Source organism: Pontibacter ramchanderi, from assembly GCF_002846395.1.
GTDB classification, from domain to species: domain Bacteria; phylum Bacteroidota; class Bacteroidia; order Cytophagales; family Hymenobacteraceae; genus Pontibacter; species Pontibacter ramchanderi.
Genome location: NZ_PJMU01000002.1, coordinates 107,336 through 131,817, shown reverse-complemented (window position 1 = coordinate 131,817; position 24,482 = coordinate 107,336). Strand labels below are relative to the sequence as shown.

Annotated in this window: 23 protein-coding genes and 1 pseudogene; 16 read left to right on the top strand and 8 right to left on the bottom strand. The window is 51.6% G+C overall.

Annotation, left to right across the window (positions count from 1 at the left end; all coding sequences use genetic code 11):
- Positions 1-28: 28 nt before the first annotated feature.
- The 4 genes and pseudogenes from BD749_RS19670 to BD749_RS07285 all read left to right on the top strand — a co-directional run.
- Positions 29-517: pseudogene (locus BD749_RS19670) on the top strand (DUF898 family protein); the annotation flags it as partial.
- Positions 494-931, top strand: a complete 438-nt coding sequence (locus tag BD749_RS19665; protein WP_262502999.1) for a YjgN family protein — start codon at positions 494-496, stop codon at positions 929-931. The pseudogene BD749_RS19670 and the gene BD749_RS19665, both read left to right, overlap by 24 nt.
- A gap of 1 nt (position 932) precedes the next feature.
- Positions 933-2,003 (top strand): M48 family metallopeptidase, encoded by a 1,071-nt coding sequence (locus BD749_RS07290; protein ID WP_101443757.1) that lies wholly within the window; start codon positions 933-935, stop codon positions 2,001-2,003.
- Positions 2,004-2,231: 228 nt separating this feature from the next.
- A complete protein-coding gene (locus BD749_RS07285) occupies positions 2,232-3,260 on the top strand; it encodes a quinone-dependent dihydroorotate dehydrogenase (protein WP_101443756.1) in 1,029 nt (342 codons plus the stop codon).
- A 74-nt stretch (positions 3,261-3,334) separates the two neighbouring features.
- Here the strand turns inward: BD749_RS07285 and BD749_RS19745 are convergent, their stop codons facing one another.
- Positions 3,335-3,571 carry an endonuclease domain-containing protein gene (locus BD749_RS19745; RefSeq protein ID WP_101443755.1) on the bottom strand — a complete coding sequence of 79 codons (237 nt, stop codon included), beginning with the start codon at positions 3,569-3,571 and terminating at the stop codon, positions 3,335-3,337.
- A 324-nt stretch (positions 3,572-3,895) separates the two neighbouring features.
- Here BD749_RS19745 and BD749_RS07275 point away from each other — a divergent pair, with 324 nt between their 5' ends.
- Both BD749_RS07275 and BD749_RS07270 read left to right on the top strand, forming a co-directional pair.
- Entirely contained in the window at positions 3,896-6,511 is a 2,616-nt protein-coding gene (locus BD749_RS07275) for an FtsK/SpoIIIE family DNA translocase (RefSeq protein WP_101443754.1), read from the top strand.
- A 27-nt stretch (positions 6,512-6,538) separates the two neighbouring features.
- The gene (locus tag BD749_RS07270) at positions 6,539-7,183 is read left to right on the top strand and encodes a LolA family protein (RefSeq protein WP_101443753.1); all 645 of its coding nucleotides are present in this window, start codon (positions 6,539-6,541) and stop codon (positions 7,181-7,183) included.
- Between the two features lie 73 nt (positions 7,184-7,256).
- On the opposite strand, the gene BD749_RS07265 is transcribed toward BD749_RS07270, so the two are convergent.
- Complete coding sequence (locus BD749_RS07265) at positions 7,257-7,655, bottom strand: hypothetical protein (protein WP_101443752.1); 399 nt, start codon at positions 7,653-7,655, stop codon at positions 7,257-7,259.
- 179 nt (positions 7,656-7,834) lie between these two features.
- Between BD749_RS07265 and pyrF the strand changes: the two genes are divergently transcribed.
- Together pyrF and BD749_RS07255 are read left to right on the top strand one after the other, a co-directional pair.
- A complete protein-coding gene (gene pyrF / locus BD749_RS07260) occupies positions 7,835-8,665 on the top strand; it encodes an orotidine-5'-phosphate decarboxylase (protein WP_101443751.1) in 831 nt (276 codons plus the stop codon).
- Between the two features lie 23 nt (positions 8,666-8,688).
- On the top strand, positions 8,689-9,069 hold the full coding sequence (locus BD749_RS07255; RefSeq protein ID WP_101444688.1) for a DUF2255 family protein: 381 nt from the start codon (positions 8,689-8,691) through the stop codon (positions 9,067-9,069).
- 137 nt (positions 9,070-9,206) lie between these two features.
- Here the strand turns inward: BD749_RS07255 and BD749_RS07250 are convergent, their stop codons facing one another.
- The 3 genes from BD749_RS07250 to BD749_RS07240 form a co-directional block, all read right to left on the bottom strand.
- Positions 9,207-10,307 carry an FUSC family protein gene (locus BD749_RS07250; protein WP_101443750.1) on the bottom strand — a complete coding sequence of 367 codons (1,101 nt, stop codon included), beginning with the start codon at positions 10,305-10,307 and terminating at the stop codon, positions 9,207-9,209.
- Between the two features lie 148 nt (positions 10,308-10,455).
- Positions 10,456-12,099, bottom strand: coding sequence for an ABC-F family ATP-binding cassette domain-containing protein (locus BD749_RS07245; RefSeq protein ID WP_101443749.1), 1,644 nt, complete (start codon positions 12,097-12,099; stop codon positions 10,456-10,458).
- 161 nt (positions 12,100-12,260) lie between these two features.
- A complete protein-coding gene (locus BD749_RS07240) occupies positions 12,261-12,566 on the bottom strand; it encodes a four helix bundle protein (protein ID WP_245868891.1) in 306 nt (101 codons plus the stop codon).
- 75 nt (positions 12,567-12,641) lie between these two features.
- On the opposite strand from BD749_RS07240, the gene BD749_RS07235 reads away from it, so the two are divergent.
- The 5 genes from BD749_RS07235 (at position 12,642) to BD749_RS07215 (ending at position 18,121) form a co-directional block, all read left to right on the top strand.
- Positions 12,642-13,931, top strand: a complete 1,290-nt coding sequence (locus tag BD749_RS07235) for a DUF2851 family protein (protein WP_101443748.1) — start codon at positions 12,642-12,644, stop codon at positions 13,929-13,931.
- Positions 13,928-15,271, top strand: coding sequence for a hypothetical protein (locus tag BD749_RS07230; RefSeq protein ID WP_101443747.1), 1,344 nt, complete (start codon positions 13,928-13,930; stop codon positions 15,269-15,271). Before BD749_RS07235 ends, BD749_RS07230 begins: the two co-directional genes overlap by 4 nt.
- 40 nt (positions 15,272-15,311) lie before the next feature.
- On the top strand, positions 15,312-15,947 hold the full coding sequence (locus BD749_RS07225) for a NeuD/PglB/VioB family sugar acetyltransferase (protein WP_101443746.1): 636 nt from the start codon (positions 15,312-15,314) through the stop codon (positions 15,945-15,947).
- A gap of 279 nt (positions 15,948-16,226) precedes the next feature.
- Positions 16,227-17,195 carry an oxygen-dependent tRNA uridine(34) hydroxylase TrhO gene (gene trhO / locus BD749_RS07220; RefSeq protein ID WP_101443745.1) on the top strand — a complete coding sequence of 323 codons (969 nt, stop codon included), beginning with the start codon at positions 16,227-16,229 and terminating at the stop codon, positions 17,193-17,195.
- Positions 17,196-17,266: 71 nt separating this feature from the next.
- Positions 17,267-18,121 carry a nucleoside phosphorylase gene (locus BD749_RS07215; protein ID WP_101443744.1) on the top strand — a complete coding sequence of 285 codons (855 nt, stop codon included), beginning with the start codon at positions 17,267-17,269 and terminating at the stop codon, positions 18,119-18,121.
- Positions 18,122-18,360: 239 nt separating this feature from the next.
- Here BD749_RS07215 and BD749_RS07210 read toward each other — a convergent pair whose 3' ends face one another.
- Together BD749_RS07210 and BD749_RS07205 are read right to left on the bottom strand one after the other, a co-directional pair.
- On the bottom strand, positions 18,361-18,660 hold the full coding sequence (locus tag BD749_RS07210) for a hypothetical protein (RefSeq protein ID WP_101443743.1): 300 nt from the start codon (positions 18,658-18,660) through the stop codon (positions 18,361-18,363).
- A 100-nt stretch (positions 18,661-18,760) separates the two neighbouring features.
- Entirely contained in the window at positions 18,761-19,771 is a 1,011-nt protein-coding gene (locus tag BD749_RS07205) for an acyl-CoA reductase (protein WP_101443742.1), read from the bottom strand.
- 108 nt (positions 19,772-19,879) lie between these two features.
- Between BD749_RS07205 and BD749_RS07200 the strand changes: the two genes are divergently transcribed.
- From BD749_RS07200 to BD749_RS07190, 3 genes are all read left to right on the top strand, one after another.
- Positions 19,880-20,230, top strand: coding sequence for a 4Fe-4S dicluster domain-containing protein (locus BD749_RS07200; protein ID WP_101443741.1), 351 nt, complete (start codon positions 19,880-19,882; stop codon positions 20,228-20,230).
- A 195-nt stretch (positions 20,231-20,425) separates the two neighbouring features.
- Positions 20,426-20,998, top strand: coding sequence for a pentapeptide repeat-containing protein (locus BD749_RS07195; RefSeq protein WP_101443740.1), 573 nt, complete (start codon positions 20,426-20,428; stop codon positions 20,996-20,998).
- Between the two features lie 167 nt (positions 20,999-21,165).
- Positions 21,166-23,793: a valine--tRNA ligase gene (locus BD749_RS07190; protein ID WP_101443739.1), complete on the top strand. Its 2,628-nt coding sequence runs from the start codon at positions 21,166-21,168 to the stop codon at positions 23,791-23,793.
- A 60-nt stretch (positions 23,794-23,853) separates the two neighbouring features.
- Here BD749_RS07190 and BD749_RS07185 read toward each other — a convergent pair whose 3' ends face one another.
- Positions 23,854-24,450: a packaged DNA stabilization protein gene (locus tag BD749_RS07185; RefSeq protein ID WP_101443738.1), complete on the bottom strand. Its 597-nt coding sequence runs from the start codon at positions 24,448-24,450 to the stop codon at positions 23,854-23,856.
- Positions 24,451-24,482: the final 32 nt, after the last annotated feature.

The following is a 24,482-nucleotide window of genomic DNA, read 5'->3' as shown; positions in this document are numbered from 1 at the left end:
CTCTTTCACCGGCTAAGGCTCTGAGTACTTCGCCATTGAGATCGTGAACATCCTGCTCACTGTGCTGACGCTGGGTCTCTATTACCCGTGGGCAAAGGCCAAGCCGCTGCAGTACCTGTACCGCAAAACCGAGCTGGCCGGCACACCCTTCATTTTCCATGGCACCGGCAAAGAGATGTTTATCGGTTTTATTAAGGGCGTGGTCATACTTGCATCGCTGTATGCATTTATGATTTACGCGGTGGTAACAGAAAACATAGGCATGATGCTGCTGGCCTACGCTGTGTTTCTGCTGGGCTTTCTGGCGCTGGTGCCTTTAGCACTGCACGGTATGATGCGCTACCGCACGTCCCGCACCAGCTGGCGTGGCATTCACATGGGTTACCGGGGCACGCTTTCCGACATGTACTCCACCTACCTGATCGGCTTTTTTCTAACCATCCTCACACTTGGTATTTATAGTTCGTGGTTTATCGTGAAGCTGCGCAAGCAAATGATCGATAACGTGCGTTTTGGTAATGTGCGTCTGCGTTACGTAGGCGATGGAGCCGATCTTTTCCTGATTAACATAAAGGGCTACTTGTTTTCCATTTTTACACTGGGGGTTTACTTCTTCTGGTACACCAAGAACCTGCTGCATTTTTATGTAAACAACATTGTGGTGCTGCAGGAAGACGGTACGTATAGCCGCCTGCAGTGTCATGTTTCGGGTTGGGATGTGCTCAAACTGACAGTGGGCAACCTCCTGATCGTGGTGTTCACACTCGGGCTGGGTGTGCCATTTACCACCACACGCACGATGGCGCTGATTATGAACAACACCGTGATGAGCGGACACTTTGATGCCGACGCACTGGTGCAGACCGAAGCCGCTTACGATTCGGCCACCTACGAAAGCATGACAGACATGATGGACATCGGTGTAATCTAACATGACATTTGAAGGGAAATACTACAACGGGCAGAGCTCCAAAGGCATGCCGGCGCAGATCGCCTTGCTGCCACACGGGCTGCAAATAGACTATTGGGCTGGCGAGGCATATGGTTCGGTGCATTGGGAAGTGGCAGGCATACACCAGTCGGAGTTCAACGATGTAACCACGCTGCTGCGCTATGGAAAATTCCCACAACAGAGTATTTCAGTCGTAGATCCAGGATTCAGGGAAGCGCTGCAGCAACAGTACCGTGGCGCAGCCTTCCTGAAGTCTGGCTACAGCAGCGTGTTGGGTATGGGCTGCGCAGGTATAGGCGCGCTGGCCCTGGGTCTGCTCGGCTTGCTGGTGGCCTTTGTTGTTTGGGGTATACCCGCCCTGGCCGACCGGGTGGCCATGCATTTCCCGGAGAGCTACGAGCGCCAGCTGGGCGAGCAGCTTTACACAAAAATGCTGCAGGGCTACCAGGTGAATGATGAAAAGACGGCTGCACTGAATGCCTATCTCAATGAGCTGGATACGAATTTAGACTATCCGATTACGGCTGCCGTGGTAAAGAGCGATGATGTAAACGCCTTTGCCGTGCCTGGAGGCTATGTGGTGGTGTACGAAGGGATTCTCGATAAAATGGAGCACCACGAAGAACTGGCCGCCTTGATGGGGCACGAACTGGCGCACATCCAAAACCGGCATTCGCTGCGTGCCATGGCGCGCAGTTTGTCTTACTACATGTTGGCCTCGGTGCTTTTCGGTGATGTAAGCGGAGTCGCCGCCGTGCTGGTCGACAATGCCTCAGCCTTGCGCAACCTGGAATATAGCCGCAGCCTCGAACTCGAAGCAGACCGGGAAGGGTTGGAACTGCTGCGACGAAACGAGTTGAACGAACAAGGTGTCATTCTGCTGATGGAGCGCCTGCAATCGGGCAGCGAATCGGAGATGCTCGCCTTTGTGAGCACACACCCCAACACAGGCGACCGCATCAAGGTGCTGAACGATCTGATAGGGGAGAAGAAGCAGTCGATTAAAGAGAATCCGGAATTAGAGCGATACTGGAAGCAGTTGAAGCGCTAAACACTAAACAAGGTATAGCGCAAAGACCTAGCGGTCTGCGCAGCTCCCGGGAGTGTTTAGGGCTCGACGGAAGAGCCTCGTAACAGGGTTTGGCTGCTACCTTCGTGTCAGACACTCGCAGGTCCGAATGCGCCGCAGGATGCGTATCATCCATACCAGAATTCTCAAGCGCTGTATGGTTTCTCTTTCTATCTTTGCGGGCAGCTAACCACAACCAAATCCGCTGCCGTGTATAAGAGCCTCCTTCGTCCGCTGCTTTTCAAACTAGACCCCGAGAAAGTACACTACCTCACCACCGATGCCCTACGCACGGCCTTCAGTCTGCCGTTCACAAAAGGCATCAGCCGAAGTATGTTCCGGGTTGAAGACAAGCGGCTGGAGCGGGAGTTGTTCGGCTTGAAATTCCCCAACCCGGTAGGTCTGGCAGCAGGTTTCGACAAAGATGCCAAACTGGTGGATGAGTTGGGAGAACTAGGCTTTGGTTTTATCGAGATCGGTACGCTCACACCCAAACCGCAGGAGGGCAACCCGAAGCCACGCCTTTTCCGGCTCCCGGCAGACCAGGCCATTATCAACCGCATGGGTTTCAACAACGAGGGAGTGGATGCGGCAGTAATGCGACTGCGCAACCGCAAAAGCAACATCATTGTCGGCGGCAACATCGGCAAGAACAAGGTAACGCCTAACGAGGAGGCACTGAACGACTATATTTACTGCTTCAAGGCACTGTATGATGTAGTCGATTACTTTGTGGTAAACGTGAGCTCACCCAACACGCCCGACCTGCGCGCCCTGCAGGAAAAAGAGCCACTCCAGCAATTGCTGATGGCGCTCCAGGAGCTGAACAATTCCATGCCCAAGGCCAAACCCCTGCTGCTTAAAATTGCTCCGGATCTGAACGAGGCCCAATTAAATGATATAATTGAAATAGCCATTGGCGCCAAGCTCAGTGGTATTATTGCCACCAACACCACCATCAGCCGCGAAGGTCTACACACTTCAGTTAGCCGCGTTTCAGAGATTGGTGCCGGCGGCCTGAGCGGAAAGCCACTCACCAAACATGCCACCGAGATCATCCGCTACCTGCGCCAGCACCTGCCACAGCACATCAAGATCATCGGCGTGGGCGGTATCATGACGGCGGAGGATGCTGTAGAGAAGTTAGAGGCTGGAGCTGATCTGGTACAGCTGTATACCGGGTTTATTTACGAAGGACCTGCGCTGATTGCGGGTATTAATAAACGGTTGTTGAAGTAACCTCCCTCGGCCCCCCCCCTTTTGTCGAGGGCTCCTACCCTTAAAACAGGAGGGGGAGATTTAAAATGAAGCTTTTATTTTCTGTAGCACGGTCTGCATTTGATTGAAGATCTCTTCATTACTATTAAATCCCCAATTGTCAATGTCTCATCCCGAAGACTATCGTTTTCAATTGCCTCGGGCGAGTCGTGAACAGATCCGTCAACTTCGATGACTAGTTTTTCAGAGCCACAGTAGAAGTCTACCTCATAATTTTCAATGCTGGGTTGCCGTCTGAATTTTCTTCTCTCAAGCTTTTTGCCCCGTAGCATTGATCATAGGAACTCCTCTGCTGGCGTATTTTCATCTCTAAGCCTGCTTCTAATCTGTTACAGATGCGGCAAACTAAACTGGTCCTTTCACACTTGAACTATATTTTTGGTGACCAACAACAGTTCCTGATGAAGACGTTCCAATTCAATATTAGAGTATCCCTTTTGAGCTCCCCCTCCTGTTTTAGGAGTAGGGGCCATCGACAAAAGGAGGGGGCCGGGGGGAGGTTCATTTTTTTAGCACATTTCCACAAATGCCTTCAGATTTGCTGAGCGGCGTGTGTTGAAAAAATGTAAATTTGAAATCTTAATTAGTCGAAGGGTATGGCGAAGAACACTTACAGAAACGATGCAGTAAGCACGGGAAGGGCGAGGAATGAAGTGCGTGGCCGTAATGAACCACGTGGTACTGCCCCTGCCAGCGAAAAAACGAAACAAAAGAAACAGAAAAAGCCTTTTTTCAAGCTGCCGTCTTTCCGGTTCAGTATCAAAGCGCCCGCTTTCCTGACGGACCGCCGCTTTAAACTGTTCATCGGCTTCTCTTTTCTGCTTATCTCATTTTTCATGACCATCGCGTTCGTGTCCTACCTCTTTACAGGGCAGGCAGACCAAAGCGTGGTGGAGTCGGTGCAGGGCACGGGGCTGAAGGAGTCGGGGCAGGAGGCGGAGAACTGGCTAGGGCTGTTTGGGGCCTGGGTTTCGCATTATTTTATTTATAATCTGCTAGGTATAGGAGCTTTCTTCCTGATCCCGATCGCATTCTTCGCGGGCAGTCGCATCGTATTCCGCTGGAAATCTATCTCCATGTCGTATGTGCTGGGCCTCTGCACTTTCTCGACGCTGTGGCTGAGCCTGACGTTGGGCTACGTCGTGCTGACCACCAATACAGTAAGCGAATTGGGTTTCCTGGGAGGTGGTATTGGCATCGAAACAGCCATCTGGCTGAGCAGCCTGATCGGTTGGGGGAGTGGCCTGCTGCTGGGCTTCCTGTTGCTTATTTTCCTGGTTTTTTTCTTCAATATCACCAGCATGAGCTGGAGCAAGCCTGCCGCTGAGGAGACCGGTGATGTGGAAATTGAGCGCGGTAGCGCATCCTCGCTGCGCGATGTGGTGCATGGTTCGGCCCGCAACATCAACCACAACGCCGACCCGACCGCTTCGTTGGATGCCGAAGAAGAGGAAGATGACCTATACCTGGCTGAAGAAGAGGAAGAGGCCATTAACCGTGCTCTCGAAATGGAGCTGAGCGCCATCAAACCAGAACCGTCTAAGCCTGCTATACCTACATCGGCACCTACCCTGGAGCTCGACATTGAAACTGAATTAGAGGAAGAACTGGCTGAGGATGAATTTGACACGGCTGACGGCGACGACCTGCTGGACCTGAAAGTTGAGAAGACGCCGGAAGAGGAAGTTGCCGATGTATTGGCAACCGAAAACTACGATCCAACCCTGGACCTGGCCCGTTACCAGTACCCGACCATTGACCTGCTCAACGACTACGGTACCACCAAAGTATCGGTGACCAAGGAGGAGCTTGAGGCCAACAAAGATAAAATCGTGGACACGCTGGGCCACTACAACATCGGCATCGCCAGCATCAAAGCCACTATTGGCCCGACAGTGACGCTGTACGAAATCGTGCCGGATGCCGGTGTGCGTATCTCCAAGATCAAAAACCTGGAAGACGACATCGCCCTGAGCTTAGCTGCCTTGGGTATACGCATCATCGCGCCTATACCCGGAAAGGGTACAATCGGTATAGAGGTGCCGAACACCAAAAAGGAGATGGTGTCGATTAAGTCGATCCTGTCGACGGAGAAGTTCATGAAGAGCGAGATGGACCTCCCAATTGCTTTCGGTAAGACCATCACCAACGAAGTGTTCATCACCGACCTGGCCAAAATGCCCCACTTGCTGATGGCAGGTGCCACGGGGCAGGGTAAGTCGGTTGGTCTCAACGCCATCCTGACCTCGCTGCTCTATAAGCGTCACCCTTCGCAGCTTAAGTTCGTGCTCGTCGACCCGAAAAAGGTAGAGCTCTCGCTGTTCAACAAGATTGAGCGCCACTTCCTGGCCAAACTACCGGATACAGAGGAGGCCATCATCACCGACACTAAGAAGGTGGTGAACACGCTCAACTCGCTCTGTATGGAGATGGACATGCGCTACGACCTCTTGAAGGATGCCGGCTGCCGTAACCTGAAAGAGTACAACAAGAAGTTTGTGGAGCGTAAGCTGAACCCGAAAAAGGGACACAAGTTTATGCCTTACATTGTGTTGGTGATAGATGAGCTCGCCGACCTGATGATGACAGCCGGCAAAGAGGTGGAGACGCCGATTGCCCGTCTGGCCCAGCTGGCCCGTGCCATCGGTATACACCTGGTGGTAGCCACACAGCGACCGTCGGTGAACGTGATCACAGGTATCATTAAAGCGAACTTCCCGGCACGTATCTCCTTTAAAGTAACCTCCAAAATCGACTCGCGCACCATTCTGGATGCCGGTGGCGCCGACCAGCTGATTGGCCAGGGTGATATGCTCTTCTCTATCGGTTCGGACATGATTCGCATCCAGTGCGCTTTCGTGGATACACCTGAAGTAGACCGCATTTGCGACTTCATTGGTGAGCAGCAGGGCTACAGCGACGCCTACCTGCTGCCAGAGTTTGTGGGCGACGAGAGCGGCAACGAGAAAGCCGACTTCGACCCGAGCTCCAAAGACCCGATGTTTGAGGAAGCGGCCCGCATTATTGTGCAGCACCAGCAGGGCAGTACCTCGCTTTTGCAGCGCCGTCTCAAGCTGGGCTACAACCGCGCCGGCCGCCTGATCGACCAGCTGGAGTCGGCAGGCATCGTGGGGCCGTTTGAGGGTAGCAAGGCCCGTGAGGTTTTAATTCCGGACGAGTACAGTTTGGAACAGTTATTGAATACGCTGTAGAAAGAACGAAACAAGACACCTACTAAAATGAAACGAGTATTATCCCTATTGCTGGCCGTATTTATGTTTGTGAACCTGGCCCATGCGCAGCAGGACCCGAAAGCAGGCAAAATACTGGACCAGATGAGCCAGAAGTACAGAAGTATGAAAGCTTTTAAAGCGACTTTTGCACAAACACTGGAGAATCCGTCGGCCAAGGTAAAAGAAACTATGGAGGGCGACATTTTGGTGAGTGGCCCCAAGTATAGACTGGCTGTGAGCGGACAGGAGATTATCAGCGACGGCAAATTGATGTGGACTTACCTGAAAGAAGTAAACGAAGTGACCATCACGGAGTCCGACGCCGAAGCAGAGGCCATGGCCCCAAGCAAGATATTCGACATGTATAAGAAAGGCTACAAGTACGCCTATGCCGGCACCGAAAAACAGGGCGCTGACACTTACGACGTGATCGAATTGGCGCCGGTAGACCGCAGTAACCCAATCTTTAAGGTGCGTCTGCACATCAACCAAAAAGATAAATCGCTGAAGAGCTGGCAGATGTTCCGCAATAACGGCAACCGCTATACCTATACCATCAAAAACTTCCAGGCAAACCCTGAGCTGGCTTCTGACGCCTTTAGCTTCAATAAGGCCAAATACAAAGGCGTGCAGGTGGTAGATTTGCGATAAACCAACCAATTTATGATAAAAGGAAAGAGCTGCTCTGTTTGGGGCAGCTCTTTTTGTTGCTATAATAAGGTGCTTAGGGTGCCTTGACTTCGATGATTTTAGAAATAAAACCTACCTGCGTTGTGGACCGGAACCGAAAAGTATAAGTACCGGCCTCGGTCGGGCGGAAGGTATAGGCAGCCATTCGGATAGGCAGATCATCGGTACAGATCTTCCCTCTATACTTTGCTACGACCCGGATAACTGTTTCCTTGCCGGAAGTGCTTATGTCAAAAGACCCGAACTGGCCGCAACCTCCGTTCACCTGAAAGTAAATATCCATCGCCACCGCTTCACCTGCCTGGGCAGTTGCCGGCGCTTCCACACGCACAATAGGAGCGGGGCGCTCCTGTGCCGGCGGCTCAGCGTCTTCTTTAGAACAGCCCGTTACAGAGAAGAGCATAATAGCAAAGAGGCAAACAAGTCGATTCATGGACTTTGGATTTAAGTTGCTGGTTACTATGTCGATCCTTTTTATGGTGGAAGGGTTGCAAGTCTTATAAGATTTGGTCGGATACTATAATTAGTGGGCTCTGCAGGTATAAAAAGTTTGTAGCTGCCTCTAAATAAACTAGCTTTGCTCTACCTTGAACCTAAGCCCCCATACCTGTCATGACCAGAGAAAAGCTGTTTGAGCAAATCCTCCAGAAAAAGTCCTACCTGTGCATTGGCCTCGACACCGACCCAAAGCGCTTGCCCGAGCACCTGCTCGACCACGAGGACCCGGTATTTGAGTTCAACCGCCAGATCGTGGAGGCCACCGCCGACCTGTGCGTGGCTTACAAACCGAACATTGCTTTCTATGAAGCGCAGGGGCCAAAGGGATGGGTGAGTCTGGAGAAAACGCTGGAGATCATACCAGAGGAAATCTTTACCATAGCCGATGCCAAGCGCGGCGACATCGGCAATACCTCGGAGCTTTATGCCCGCGCTTTCTTCGAGACCATGAACTTTAACTCGATTACCGTGGCCCCCTACATGGGCGCGGACTCAGTGAAGCCTTTTCTGGTGCAGCCGGGCCGTTGGGTGATTCTGCTGGCGCTTACTTCTAACCCAGGCAGTAAAGACTTCCAGATGCTGAAGCTGTCGGATGGTAACGAAGAGTACCTGTTTGAGCAAGTGCTACGCGAGAGCGCCAATTGGGCCAGCGTAGGGCAAATGATGTATGTAGTAGGTGCTACGCAGGGCGAGTATATTGAGCGGGTGCGGGCCATCGTACCGAACCACTTCCTGCTGGTACCGGGCGTGGGTGCCCAGGGCGGCAGCCTGGAAGAGATTTCCCGCCTGGGTATGAACCAGCAGTGCGGCCTTTTGGTCAACTCTTCCCGCGCCATCATTTACGCCTCGTCTGGCCGCGACTTCGCCGAAAAAGCCCGTGAAGCTGCTTTGGAAGTACAGAAAGAGATGGAGCAGTACCTGGAGCAGTATGTAATGCATTTGTAGGAGCGCAAACCATGCTATCAGCTATGCCACCATCTGAATTTCCTGTAGAATTCTACCGACACTTGGAGGAAAACACCCTAACCGGCATTAAAGCAGGCAAAGCCAGATCGACGTTCCTGAATATCTGGATGGTAAATGTGGAAGGACGGATCTTTGCTAGAAGTTGGGGAAAGAGCGAACGTAGCTGGTTTACCACACTTCTCGAAGAAAAAGAGGGGCAGATCAAGTTTGGTGAAAGGGTAGTGAATGTTATAGGGATACCTTGTAAAGACCCTTCGCTGAATAGGCAAATCGATCAGGCTTACCGAAAAAGGTATACCACGCCCGAAAACCTTCCCTACGCGATCGGCATAACCCAGCCGGAATACACCGATTATACCATGGAGTTTTTATACCTTAAGTAGTAAAGCACCCTCCAAACAAGCCGCTTATACCTGAAAGCATAATGGCTGTTACCCAGTGCCTATACCTGAAGTATAGAACTTTAAACAAACCAGCCATCTCTTGACACAGCTTTTTAGCTTAAGAAAAGTTGTATAAGCTAGACGGAGCGGTTGGGTTGCCGGCGCAAGATAGCCACACGTGTTTTACGAAGCTGCCGCACTGCATTGTAACGCAGTTTCTGGTGGTACAGCACCCAGCCACCCACCGCACCAATCAGACTACCCACCAATATATCCTGGAACCGGGAGTATACCAGCGCGTTCGGGTCGGCAGTCATGGCGCTGCTGGCTTCTGCCAGAAAAATGGTCATGGGCGTGATAAAAACAACTGCTAAGCCATAATGCCGCACCACGAGCATCTCAATAATAAACTGGAGCACCAATATGCTTACGCAAATACCCAGCGCAGTCAGATTTTGGGAGATCAGCAGCCAGGTTAAACCCAGCCCCACGAAAGTGCCCAGAATCCGGTGCAGGCTACGCTGCCAGATATGGCGGGTATTCACGCCCTGCATTACAGCCAGGCAGGAGATAGGCACCCAGTACGGGTTCTCCAACTCCAACAGGTGCCCGATCAGAAAAGAGCCGCCAATGAACATACCTACCACAGCTGACTCCACAAGGTTGGTAAAGGCATTTTTCTTAATATAGAGCAAGGCCGAGCCAGACCGGTGTTTCTTGATCATCAGAAGGCTGTAAAAGAATGCCAGCACGCAGGAGAAGATAGTGCCCATTGCGATTAAGCCTATTCTGGTGGGTATACTTGCCAGGTCGAAGGGGGAGGCACTGGCAATGCACGCCAGCATAACAAAGAAGAAGTTGCCCGGCGGTTTCATGGCAAAATATTTAGCTACCCAGTGCACAAACAAGGTATACAGGCCCAGTACAACAGAAGACATGATCGGGTTAAAGCTAAAGCTGATGCCCACGGCGAATGAAATCACAAACCCAAACGAGCAGACCAGCAATGTGAGCATGCGGTTGGCCAGGGACGTGGAGGGCAGGTATAAAATAACCAGGCCGCCGGTTGAAGCCAGTATGCTGTAATCCAGCCGGCCAAAATAATAGCCAACGAACAGGGGTATACCTACGCACAAAGAAGCCAGCACCGGAATGTGCCAGAGTCGCTCCGATTGCTTTAGTTCGAATAGGTAAAACTTTAGTTCTTGGGCAATGTTGGTCCCGCTATTGTTACTCATAAATTGAGGCGCTTAAGCTGGTGATGGCACTGTAACGAAGTATCTCAGGTTTTTCAGTGTTTTTAAGGTATACGGAAAAGGAGTTACGGTTCAGGCAATTCACAATTTAAAGCAAAAAGCCCCGGCGCAGAACCAGGGCTTTCGTTTGTTACTTGGCTGCGCTGCGTTCAATCTCCCGCAGGTTTTCCATTTTCTTGTTTCGGAGGAAGCCGTTGATATCCTCGAAATGCTCGCGCACCCGTTTGTTGCCGAACTCAAACACTTTGTCAGCCAGCCCGTCGAGGAAGTCGCGGTCATGCGACACCAGGATGATCGTGCCATCGAAAGCCTTCAGCGCATCTTTCAGGATGTCCTTAGTCTTGATGTCGAGGTGGTTGGTCGGTTCGTCCAGGATGAGCAGGTTCACCGGTTGCAGCAATAGCTTGATCATGGCCAGTCGGGTCTTCTCACCACCGGATAGCACTTTCACTTTCTTCTCGATGGTGTCGCCGCTGAACATGAAGGCGCCTAACAGATCCTTCACGCGAGTGCGGGCATCGCCCACGGCAATCTCGTCGATGGTCTGGAAAACGGTCAGTTCGCCGTCGAGCAGGGCGGCCTGGTTTTGGGCAAAGTAGCCGATCAGGCAGTTATGGCCCAGTTGCAGCTTGCCCTCAAAGTCGATCTCGCCCATAATGGCTTTTACCATCGTCGACTTACCCTCACCGTTCTTGCCTACAAAAGCTACTTTCTCACCCCGGTTGATGGTCATGGAAGCATCTTTGAACACCGTGTAGTCACCGTACTTTTTGGTCAGCTCCTCCACGATAACAGGGTAGTTGCCCGAGCGTGGCGCTGGGGGGAACTTGACATTCAGAGCCGAGGTGTCCACTTCGTCCACCTCCACAATTTCCATCTTCTCGAGCATCTTCACCCGCGACTGCACCTGCAGGGTCTTCGAGTAAGTGCCCTTGAAGCGGTCAATAAACGCTTGAATGTCGGCGATCTCCTTCTGCTGGTCGTCGAACTGTTTCTGCTGCTGCTCACGGCGCTCTTTGCGCAGTTGCAAGTATTGGGTATAGTTTACCTTATAGTCGTAAATGCGGCCCATCGTTACCTCGATGGTGCGGTTGGTGATGTTATCCACAAAGGTCTTGTCGTGCGAGATCACGATCACAGCCTTAGCATTGTTTACCAGGAAATCCTCCAGCCACTGGATGGACTCGATGTCGAGGTGGTTGGTCGGTTCGTCGAGCAGGATCAGGTCCGGCTTTTGTAGCAGGATCTTGGCCAGCTCGATGCGCATACGCCAGCCGCCGCTGAACTCGGTGGTGGAACGGGTGAAGTCTTCGCGGGAGAAGCCCAGGCCTTTGAGGGTTTGCTCTACCTCCGCGTCGAAGTTGATCTCCTCGATGGAGTAGTACTTCTCACCCAGCTCCGATACCTGCTCGATGATCTTGTAGTATTCATCAGAGTCGTAGTCGGTGCGGGTTTCAAGCTCAGCGTTGAGGGCATCCATCTGCTTTTTCATGTCGAGCACTTTGGCAAAAGCCTTGGAGGCCTCCTCGAACACGGTGCAGTTGTCTTCGGTGAGCAGGTGCTGCGGCAGGTAAGCGATCACGGCATCTTTCGGAGCCGACACCTTGCCACGGGTAGGCTTGCTGGCGCCTGCTATAATTTTGAGCAAAGTAGACTTACCCGCTCCGTTTTTCCCCATCAGGGCAATGCGGTCGTTCTCGTTGATGTTAAAGGAAACATTGCTGAAAAGGGCCGCCCCATTGAACTCCACGCTCACCGCGTCAACTGAAATCATAAACGTTTAATTTTAAGGCTGCAAAGATACAAAAGTTTGGGAGTTTAAGGGTTTGGGAGTTTAGGAGTTGATGCGTTTATAGGATGATTTTCTGATTGTCACTAATATGGCGGTTAGTTCATTGGCTTCTTGCTTCAGAGCGGCTAGACGGCTTGCTGTTACTATTTCGGATTCTTCCAGCGCTCAATCCAGAAAAGCGATTCGTCAGCTTCTTCAAGGGCTATACCTATCTTTGCTACGAACTCAGCGTTGGAGCGTGCCCGGCAAGCAGCGCGGTAATTAGCAGCAACCGATATAGCTGACCTTAATAACTGTTTCCCAAAAATGTAAGCATCCGCTTGTTTAGGTAGTGCCCTGAACAGACGGATACACCGCAGTGCAAATTCCTTTGTCCACTGTTTCAGGCTTTCCCCAAATGCAAAATTGCTAACCCTTTCCATAATCTCAATTCTTAAATCTTCATTCATAATTCTCAAACTCCTAAACTCTCAAACTCCCAAACTTCTAAACTCGTATTCTTTCCCAACCCACAACTACCGCCCATGAAGGAAGAGTTCCTGCACTACATCTGGCAGCATCAGTATTTCGACAAAACGGATTTGTACACAGTAGAAGGGGAACTGGTGCAGGTGCTGCGGGTGGGAATGTATAACACCGACGCCGGACCGGATTTCAAGGAGGCGATCATCCGGGTAGGGGAGGTGGAGTGGTCGGGTAGCGTGGAGATACACCTGCGCGGCTCGGATTGGCGGCGACACCAGCACCAACTCGATTTTAAGTACAACCAGGTGGTGCTGCACGTGGTGTGGGAAGCCGACGAGGCTGTGCGCCGTACCGATGGTACCTTTATACCTACACTGGAACTGAAAAACAGGGTAAACCTGGCGATGCTGCAAACCTACGAGCAACTGCGGCGGGCTCCCTATGCTATACCTTGCGCCGGCTTCTGGCCCCACGTGCCTGATATCACCAAAACCATGATGCTGGGCCGTGCCCTCACCGAAAGGCTGGAGCTGAAAGGCGATGAGGTGTTGCAGGTATACCGCCAGCTTGGTAATGATTGGGAAGCCACCGCTTTTCAGGTGCTGAGCAAAGGCTTCGGCTTCAAGATCAACCAGGAGCATTTCGAGCGACTGTCCCGTGCGCTGCCGATGCAGGTGGTGCGCAAGCATCAGCACGATTTGTTTCAGCTGGAGGCTCTGCTGTTTGGGCAGGCAGGTTTTCTGGCTGAGCATGTAGACGAGTACAGCGCCTCGCTGGCCAAAGAGCATGCCTACCTGAGCCAAAAGTACAAGCTACAGGAGCAAGCTATGCAACGCCACCACTGGAACTTCCTGCGCATGCGTCCTGCTAACTTTCCGACGGTACGGCTGGCGCAACTGGCGGCCTTGCTTCACAAGCACAAAAGCTTGTTTTCCACCATCATCCAAACCGAGGGCGTCAAAAACTACGATGCGCTGTGGCTGGCACCGGTGTCGGCTTATTGGCAAAAACATTATACCTTTGGGGCGGAGTCGAAGGCGGTGCAGGTGCAACTGGGCAAGTCGAGTGCGCAGAACCTGACCATCAATGTGGCAGCGCCCTTGCTGGCGGCTTACGCCGTGCACACGCAGCAGCTGGAGCACCTGGACAAGGCGGTTGAGCTGCTCGAAAAGGTGAAAGAAGCCAGTAACCGCATTACGCGGCAGTATGAGGAACTGGGCTGGAAAGCCGCCTCTGCGGCTGATAACCAGGCTGCCCTCGGACTCTACAAACGCTACTGCCAGCCGGTAAACTGCCTGCGCTGTGCCATTGGCAACAAGATTATGAAGCAAAATCTACCAACTACGTGAGTGTACTGATCTACGGCCTGAACCTGCTGGTGCTGGCTGGGCTAATCTGGTGGCTCTGGAAACAGGACTGGAACCCCAAATTGCGGCCTTTCTTCTTCCCGACGCTACTGCTCAAACTGGCCTGCGGGCTCCTGATCGGGGTGCTGAGCTTTCATGTGTACGACAAAGGCGATACGCAGCTCTATTACCAGCGCGCCCTCCTGATGACCGACCTGGCTCACGAGCAAGGTATAGGTGCCTACTTGCAGTATCTTTTCTCTAACGACCCTACAGGAACACCCTTTCAAGGGCTGCAAAAGCCATTTTATGAAAGCGCCTGGAACATGCCGCGTCTGTTGAGCGTGCCCCTGCTGCTGACAAACGGCAACTACTACCTCAGTTCACTCTACCTGTCGCTGTTCAGCTTTGCCGGGCTCTGGTTCTTCGTCAATGCGCTGGCCCGGTATTTTCCAACAACGGCTATACCTGCTGTGGTGGCCTTTCTGGCATTCCCCTCGGTGGTCTTCTGGTCATCGGGTGTGCTCAAAGAGAGCGTGCTGATGGGAGGGATGGGTTTGCTGCTGGGCAGTAGCTTATACCTGCTGTACGGGAAGCTGAAGCGCAGGCCCGTGCTATACCTGCTGCTGGCCGTGCTGGGCCTATACCTGATCTGGCTCGTGAAATACTTTGTAGCCGTGGCCCTGGCACTAACTTTAGCTTTGGCGCTGCTCCTGAAAGTGATCTTTTACAGCCCGAAATTGGCGCACATTCACTGGCTGCTAAAAGGGCTGGCACTGCTGGTGCTGTTTTCAGGTATAGCCTGGCTAGGTACGCAACTCAACCCTAATCTGAACCTCGAGGCCCTGCCGGATGTGGTGTATGGCAATTACCAGGTTAGCCTGCTGGCCTCGCAGGACAAACCCCGCATCGACTTTCCTTTTCTGGAGCCGACCTACCTGAGCTTTGCGCTGCACTCACAATTAGCCTTTATCGGGATGCTGTTCCGGCCTTTCATCTGGGAGGTATACAATGTGCGCACCTTTGTAGCTGCCCTTGAAAATACACTGCTATTGGCGCTGGCATTTGGCTTTGTGCGCGACTTGTTTGAGGCCGGACGTGTGAAGTGGCGCTATGGCTATCTACTCACGGCATTGCTGGTATACATCTTTGTGATGGGCGTTCTGCTGGCTTACAGTATGCCGAACCTGGGCACGCTCAACAGGTATAGGGTAGTTGTGCTGCCTTTTGTGGTATACCTGCTGCTGCTTTGTAAGACCAACAGCGAACTGCTGCGGTACTTGCTGCTTAACTGTCAGCCGCAGCTCGAAGAAGACGAGCCTGCACAAATCGCTGCAGATTAGCGCTAATCTTCGTACCTTTGCACCTTATTTGACATAGGCTATGCAAAATCCGGTAATTATACTTGGTGCCCAGAAACTGGGTACGGCAGCTCTCGATATATTTAACAGCAACAACGTGGTGGTGTACTGCTTCCTCGACGACAGCAAGGACCTGCAGCAGCAGGAACTGAACAATGTGTCGGTGATGAGCGGCACTGAAGACAGCGAATTCCTGAAACTGATCGGCAAGAAGTGCGATGTATTTGTGGCTGTAGAGGACTCAGCCGCCCGCAAGGGTTTGATCAAGATGCTCAAAGACGAGTACAAGGTGGTGCCTGTGAATGCGATCCATAAATTCAGTGCAGTGTCAGAACACGCCTGGCTGGGTCATGGGAACATGATCGCAGCGGGTGCCATCGTGAATAACAACGCAAAGATCGGAGACAACAACATCATCGAATCGCGTGCGCTGGTAGACACCAAAGCCGAGATCGGCGATAACGTACAGATCGGTGCAGGCGCCATTGTTAACTCTGAAGTGGTAGTGGAAGACGGTGCCTTTATTGGTTCAGGTGCTGTGATCGTGTCGGGTGTGAAAATTGGTAAGAACGCCCGTGTAGGCGCTGGCTCTGTGGTAGTTGCGAACGTGCCTGCCAAAGCCACTGTATTCGGCAACCCGGCTGCACCGGTTAAGTAATTTTATACCTGTCCTGCTTTTGAAAACCGAACTGACCAAAGTCATTTTTGGTTAAAGAGAAAAGCAAGAAATTTGCCGGTAGTTAGATAGTTGAAAAGTAGCTACGTTACACCGTAACGTCATGGTGGGCAGGTATAAAACCAGGCCCGTTCGTACGGCCAGATCGCGATCTGCCCAATCGTGCACTAACAACAATTTAACCACCAACAATTTAACAATAGCCCCAAAGGGGCAAACAATCAACAATTAATTTTAACACTTAGTTGAACCTAAGCAGTTATGAACAAACCCTACAGCATACTACTGTACTACTGCTACACACCAATAGCAGACCCTGAGGCGTTCCGGGAGGAGCACCACCTACTTTGCCTGGAGCTGAATCTGCTCGGCCGCATCATCATTTCCAAAGAGGGCCTTAACGGCACTGTGTCGGGTCTGAAGGCCGACTGCGACAGGTACATGGAGATCGTGAAAGCCGACCCGCGCTTCGCCAAAGTCGACTTTAAGGTAGACGAATCTGATAAGCACGCCTTCGCCAAGCTGCACGTGCGTACCAAAGCCGAGATCGTGCATTCCGGCCTGTTACACATAGACCCGAACGTGCGTACCGGTATACACCTGGAGCCGAAGGAGTTCAAGGAGATGAAGGATCGCGAAGACGTGGTGATCATGGACATGCGCTCGGATTACGAGTACAGCGTGGGCCGTTTCAAAAATGCCGTAACGCTGGACATCGAGAACTTCCGGGAGTTTCCGGAGAAGATTGATGCGCTGAAAGAAGAGCTGAAAGGCAAGAAGATCCTGACCTACTGCACCGGCGGTATCAAATGCGAAAAAGCAAGTGCCTTCCTGTTGGAGCAGGGCTTCGAAGATGTATACCAGCTGCATGGTGGCATCATCAAGTATGGCAAGGAGGCAGGCGGCGAAGACTTCGAGGGCAAATGCTACGTATTCGATAACCGTGTGGCGGTGGATGTGAACTCTGTGAATCCTACAGTAATTTCCAAATGCTACGTTTGTGGCACTGTGGAAGACCGCATGGTAAACTGCGCCAACCCGGTGTGCAACCTGCACGTGCCCATCTGCGAGAAATGCGGCTGGGAACTGGAAGGCGCCTGCTCTACCGAGTGCAAAGAGCACCCTGAAAAACGCGCCTACGACGGCACTGGTTACTACCAGAAGAACCTGAATGGCTACAATCCGCTGAAAGGATTCAACCGTCGCAAGACTTCTACCGTATCTAAATAAGTATTCTCTAAAGCTAGGAAAAGCGTGCGCCCACCAGCCACGCTTTTCTTTGTTTCTAACATAACCAATCTATGGCAATTCCAGAATCAGAACTGATCATCAATAAAAACGGCACGATCTACCACCTCAACCTGCAGCCGGAGCATATTTCGGATACGATCATTACAGTAGGAGACCCGGATCGCGTGCCGATGGTGAGTAAGTATTTCGATGAAATAGAGGTGCAGATCACCAAGCGAGAGTTCGTGACGCATACCGGCTACTATAAAGGCAAACGCATCACGGTCATCTCAACAGGAATGGGAACCGATAATATCGATATTCTGATGAACGAGCTGGACGCGTTGGTGAACATCGATTTTCAGTCGCGGGAGCCAAATGAGGAGAATATCTCGCTCAAGATTGTGCGTATCGGTACCTCGGGCTCGCTGCAGTCGGATATTCCGCTGGGCAGTCACCTGGCATCGCACTACGGCATCGGCCTGGATTCGCTCATGGAGTTCTATCCGCTGGAGCAGGACGAAAACGAACAGAGCATCTCCAAAGCACTTCAGGAGCAATTGGGTGTTGGCTTCCGTCCGTATGTAGTCAACGGCTCAAAGATGCTGATCGACAAGATTGCTTTTGATATGATACCGGGAAACACCCTTACCTGCCCGGGCTTCTACGCTCCACAGGGCCGTGTGCTGCGCGGAGGCCTGCGTAATCCGGATCTGCTCAAGGTATACCAGGACTTCAAGGTATGCGACTTCCGTTTCACTAACTTCGAGATGGAAACGGCTGGCTACTACGCTATGGGCCGTCTGCTGGGCCACGAAATGCTATCGCTTAACGCCATTGTAGCGAATCGTATTTCTCAGGAGTTCGCGACAAATGCGGAAGAGGTGATCGACAGCCTGATCGTGAAGGTGCTTGAGAGAATATAAGGAGTTAGAAAGTTGGGAAGTTAAAAAGGGAGAAAGTTTATCTCGTAGGGACAGGTTGTGACTTGTCCGAATCGTGCACGAGTATTCCCTTTTTTCAGGTTTACCTACTGGAAGTATACAACGCTGCATAACCAAAACAGCCCGCAGAGAAGTCTTATCTTCTTGTGCGGGCTGTTATGTTTTTGCTACGTTTCGTTGGCAGGTATAGCGATCTTTGAGGTGAGCAATTTGTTGCGCCATTAGCTGTTTTCGATTTTAAGGATGGATTTCAGCGGCAAGAACGTACCTGACTTTAGCAGCACGAACTTATCGTCGTAGCACCAGACAGTGGTTTCTACTTTCTTGACATCACCATCGTCGGTGCAAAAAGTGATAATCGCTTTGTTGCGGTAGGCATTGCCCAGAATGGTAGCGCGGTTTGCCTCGTATGAGCGTATACTGCGGGCAGTAGGGTCTTTCAGCACATCCTCAGTGCTAAAATGGAGCATCGGAATGCGCTCTTTTTCGATCAGACTGGCTCTCTTCTCGGTCCTCTTCATAGTTATCAAAATTTAGTGTTGGCAGGTATATAACCACAAAACATGCCACACTGTTATTTTGGTTCTAAGAAGAAGCTGATTTTGAAGCCCTGGCTATACCTTACAAACGCTGCAAAAACGCCATTGTATCCACGCCATCGGCATAATCCCACGGCATCGGGCACTGGGCCTCACCAAAGGCGATGCTGCCCTCTAACCAGCCGTGGGCTGACACCACGCATTGCGTCTTGTCTTTTACCGCAGCCAGTTTGTGGCGCAGGTCAGGTAGCGAGGTGAAAGTTTCGTAAAACAGCACCGAGATAGGCGATACCAGTTGCTCGCTTTCCTGTACTAGCAGGAAACCGTTGTCGAAGTGGGGCACGCGGTTTACCAGCAAAATCGACTTATTGTAGTCGTAGTTGTTCTGGTATTTGTGGTGATCGAGTATGTTGTGGTGTTGCGCGTTTGCCTCAAACAGCTCGTCGAAGGTATAGCCCTCGGGTACGTATACCTTGGACACGTTGCGGCAGCCCAGGCCGTAGTACTGAAAAATGTCATTGCCCAGGGCACGCAGGTCTTCTTCCTCTTCGTGACCCGTGAGCACGCCAATGCTGGTGCGGTTCTTCCGGATGATATGCGGGCGCTTGGCGAAGTAGTACTCAAAATAGCGGGCCGTGTTGTCAGAGCCTGTCGCGATAATGGCGTCGGCCTCTTTGAGCATGTCCACAAACTCGAACTGGTTGGCAAAGGCTGGCTCTATAGCTACCAGCATACTGGCCAGGCGGCGCATGAGCACATCGTCATCGGAACTCAGTTTGGCCAGCAGGAAGTGCCCGCTCAGCAAAACCGACAGAAAATCGTGGAAACCGACCATCGGAATATTGCCCGCCATCACCACGCCAACCTTTTTAGGTGTAACCTGTTTGAGGTGGTAGGGGTAAAGCCATTCACGGAGATACTGTTCATCGAGCAGGGTGATGATGCCCTGCAGGGCAGCCGAAACGTTGGCCTCGTCGAACCATGGGTTCTTGGCCTTTGCCACAAAGGCGAGGGCCTGGCGATCCTCAGGCGTCATGTCCTGCAGTTGCTTCCCCAACTTCACGAAAGCTTCGATTCTGTTCTCTAATGTCATGGCAAACCGCTGTGTTAAAATTTATTTGATAGGGATAGGTATTGTTCCTAATTTTGTTCGATAAGTAAAGCGATACAAAAGTACTAAAAATATACAGGAGATACGATTATGGCGATAATGATCACTGATGAATGTATTAACTGTGGCGCCTGCGAACCAGAGTGTCCGAATACTGCCATATACGAAGGCGGTGCGGAATGGACCTGGGGCGGCGGCACGGAGCTCAAAGAAGTAGAGATCGACGGCGGTGAAATCATCCCCGGCGATGCACCGCAGCCTCCTATTTCAGACGAGTTCTATTACATTGTATCAGATAAGTGTACCGAGTGCATGGGCTTCCACGAGGAACCTCAGTGTGCCGCTGTCTGCCCGGTGGATTGCTGCGTCGACGACCCAGACTACCGCGAGACAGAAGAAGAGCTCTTGGCGAAGAAAGACTGGCTGCACCAGGCCAGCTAAGGTATAGCCAATACCAAAGCACAAAAAACCTGTCTCTTGCGGCAGGTTTTTTTATTTTTAGCGACATCAAATTGAAGAAAGGACCAGAATTTATTAAGTAATAAGCTAAGTGTACTTGACTTATAGGCGACCGTTCACTAGTCACGCGTCTTTTATCCTTTGTCAAAAATTCTTTTGTCTAAAGTATCTATACCCATGGAAGAGCAACTGCACCAGGACAAGACATTTGAGAAAATCAGCTACCCGAACAAAGTCATCAGAGGCAGGGAGTTCGAGGACTGCGTGTTCCGTAACTGCGACTTCTCCAACACCCATTTCTCTCACAACCGCTTCGCTGACTGCACGTTTGTGGGCTGCAACCTGGCTATGCTCAAGCTGCTCGGGTCGACGCTGAACAATGTCACGTTCAAAGAGTGTAAACTTACAGGCATCAACTTCAGCGAGTGCGAGGAGTTTCTGTTCACGGTAAGCTTTGAGAGTTGTCAGATGGATTATACCTCTTTCCTCAGGCGGAAAATGCCGAAAACCACCTTTGTCGATTGCTCCCTCAAAAACGTGGTGTTTGAGCAGGCTGTTTTAACAAAAGCGAGGTTCGACAATACAGATCTGGCCGGGGCAGTTTTCGAGCATACTACTCTGACGGAAGCGGATTTCTCCACGGCCTACAACTATAGCATCGACCCAGAACTGAATACGATCAAAAAGGCGAAGTTCTCGCAGGATGGACTGGCAGGTTTACTGACCAGGTATGATATCCGAGTCGTCTGACAGGTATAGGTGTACCTGATGGTCTATAGCTATACCTGTCTGTTCAACAAACCCTGCAGGAGTTTTATTATACCTGAGGATGAACTATCAGCGATTAGCAATCAACAATTAAATCAAAATTCCTAATTTTGCCAATTAGCGCAATTAGCAGATAAAATCAGTTTACGATGTCGATTTCAACGAAATATAATCCCAGAGAAGTAGAGGAGAAGTGGTACAGCAGCTGGATGCAGCGCGGCCTCTTCCGTTCTACGCCTAACCCGAAAAAAGAACCTTACACCATTGTGATTCCGCCGCCAAACGTAACGGGCGTGCTGCACATGGGCCACATGCTCAACAACACGATTCAGGATGTGCTTATCCGTCGTGCCCGCATGAAAGGCAAGGAGGCGTGCTGGGTACCGGGAACTGACCACGCTTCCATTGCCACAGAGGCGAAAGTGGTGGCCATGCTCAAGGAGAGAGGCATCAACAAGAGCGACCTGACACGCGAGGAATTCCTGAAGTATGCCTGGGAGTGGAAAGAGAAGTACGGCGGCATCATTCTGGAGCAGCTCAAGAAACTGGGCGCCTCCTGCGACTGGGACCGAACCCGCTTCACGATGGAAGACGAGCTTTCGGCTGCCGTAATCGAGGTGTTTGTGGACCTGTACCGCAAAGGCCAGATCTACCGCGGTGTGCGCATGGTAAACTGGGATCCGCAGGGCAAAACGGCTCTTTCTGACGAAGAAGTAGTACCGAAAGACACCATGGCCAAAATGTACCACCTGAACTACGAAGTAGTGGGTGCTGCAGAACCAACCTATATCACCGTTGCGACTTCCCGTCCGGAAACCATCATGGCCGACGTAGCCGTGGCGGTAAATCCAACGGACGAGCGCTATACCCACCTGCACGGCAAGTCTGTGCGTATCCCTTTGCTGGGCAAGGAAATTCCGGTGATCCTGGATGAGTATGTGTCGATTGAGTTCGGTACAGGTGCCCTGAAAGTAACGCCTGCCCACGACCTAAACGACTATGAACTGGGTCAGAAACACAAACTGCCGACCATCGATATTTTGAACGATGACGGTACGCTGAATGAAAAAGCACAGCTTTATGTGGGCCAGGACCGTTTCGCAGCACGTCGCAACATCGTGAAAGACCTGCAGGAAGCTGGTTTGCTAGTGAAGATAGAAGAGTACGCAAGCGTGCTGCAGACCTCGGAACGCACGGGTGCTGTTATCGAGCCGCGCCTGTCGATGCAGTGGTGGTGCAAGATGGACAAAATGGCCAAACCTGCCCTTGAGGCCGTGATGAACGACGAAATTCGGCTGCACCCGCCTAAGTTCAAGAACATGTACCGCTCATGGATGGAGAATGTACACGACTGGTGTATTTCGCGCCAGCTGTGGTGGGGACAGCAGATACCTGCTTACTACCTGCCGGATGGTTCGTTTGTAGTGGCCACTTCAGCTGAAGAGGCGCTGGAACTGGCCCGCAAGCAGAGCGGCAACGACAACCTGCAGATCGAAGATCTGCGTCAGGACGAAGACGTGCTGGATACTTGGTTCTCGTCGTGGCTATGGCCGATCTCAGTTTTTGATGGTTTCAAGGACCCGGATAACAAAGACATCCTATATTACTACCCAACCAATGATCTGGTAACGGCTCCGGAGATCTTGTTCTTCTGGGTAGCGCGTATGATCATGGCTGGTTTTGAGTTCCGCAATGAGCCGCCGTTCCGCAACGTATACCTTACCGGTATTGTGCGCGATACGCAGGGCCGTAAGATGTCGAAGCAGCTGGGCAACTCACCAGACCCGCTCGACCTGATCGATCAGTACGGAGCCGATGGTGTGCGGGCAGGTATGCTGTTCAGTTCACCAGCTGGTAACGACCTGTTGTTCGATGAGAAACTGGTAGAGCAGGGCCGTAACTTCAGCAACAAGATCTGGAACGCTTACCGCCTGATCAAAGGTTGGCAAGTGGACGAGAGCTTGCCTTGCCCGAACGAAACGGCCATGGCTTGGTTCGACTCCCGCTTCAACGAGGCTTTTGTGCAGATCGAGGATCACTTTACGAAGTTCCGTATTTCGGATGCCCTACTGGCGGTGTATAAACTGGTATGGGACGATTTCTGCTCGAGCTACCTCGAAATGATCAAACCGGCCTACCAGCAGCCGATCGATAAGCAGACGCTTGATACGACGATCGTATACCTGGAGAAAGTGCTCAAAGTGCTGCATCCGTTCATGCCATTCATCACCGAGGAGATCTGGCAGGACCTGAAAGAGCGCAAAGAGAAGGAGTTCCTCATAGTAGCAGCCTGGCCGAAACAGGACAAGTTCGACAAGGAGCTGAACGAGAAAATGGAGAGCGTTCTCAAAATCGTAGCCGCCATCCGCAACATCCGAAACTCCAAGAATATATCGCCGAACAAACCGCTTGATCTGGCCATTAAAGTGATGAACCAGGATGGTTACGAGGACTTTATCAGCATCATCCGCAAGCTGGCCAACATCAACGAAATAACCCTGGTACAGGAGAGTGTGGAGGGTGCTATTAGCTTCGTAGAGGCTGGCGACGAGTTCTTTATTCCGATGGAGGGCAACATCGACGTAGACGCAGAGCGTGAACGTCTGCAAAAAGAGCTGGAGTACACCAGAGGATTTCTGAACTCAGTTGTGAAAAAGCTTAGCAACGAACGCTTTGTAAGTGGTGCCCCTGAGGCAGTAATTGCCAACGAGCGCAAGAAGCAAGCCGATGCCGAAGCCAAGATTCACGCCATTGAGCAGAGTCTGGCATCGCTTTAAGGTATAAGCTTTGATAAATAAGGCAGCGGCCGTTCCCTCACGAGAACGGCCGCTGTTGGTTTACTCCTTACTCAACATCACCACCAACTGATCCAGTTCGTCCTTCACTTTGGGCATCAGGTCGCTTAAGCCTTGTTTCTTTTTAGAATACACAAGTTCCACGTGGCGATCGTCTATCTTATACTCCAGCAAGCCTTGCTCGGCTTCGGTAAGGTAGTAGAGCTTGATCGGTGCATCTGCAGTTGAAACGGCGTAGGTGCGAAATTGGAAGTTGTTTTGGATGCGCTGTTGCGTGGGAGCCCTGTTTTCAAGGTATCGCTGCGTGACAACTGTATCCAGGTCGATGCTGGTTTCGATCTGGTGAATGGCTGTGATGTTACCTTCATTGAAACGCCACGTCTGCACGTGGTGTTTGCCCAATTGCTTCGCGCTATACCTGCTTAGCGAAAGGTCAATGCTAGCTGTTACCAGGAACAACTGCATGTCGCTGTCCACTGTCTGCAGGGAAGGGCTTAACGTAGCATTATCACTTATGAAAACCGACGTGTTGGCAAGCAGTTGGGCATCTTTTCTGATATCATCAGCAAGTTGAAGATTCGTCTGCTGACTAAACAGCATAGAAAAGAGTACAGGAAACAGGAGGGCAAGTGACGTCATAGTGCTTTGGGTTTATACCTGTTTCCCTATAC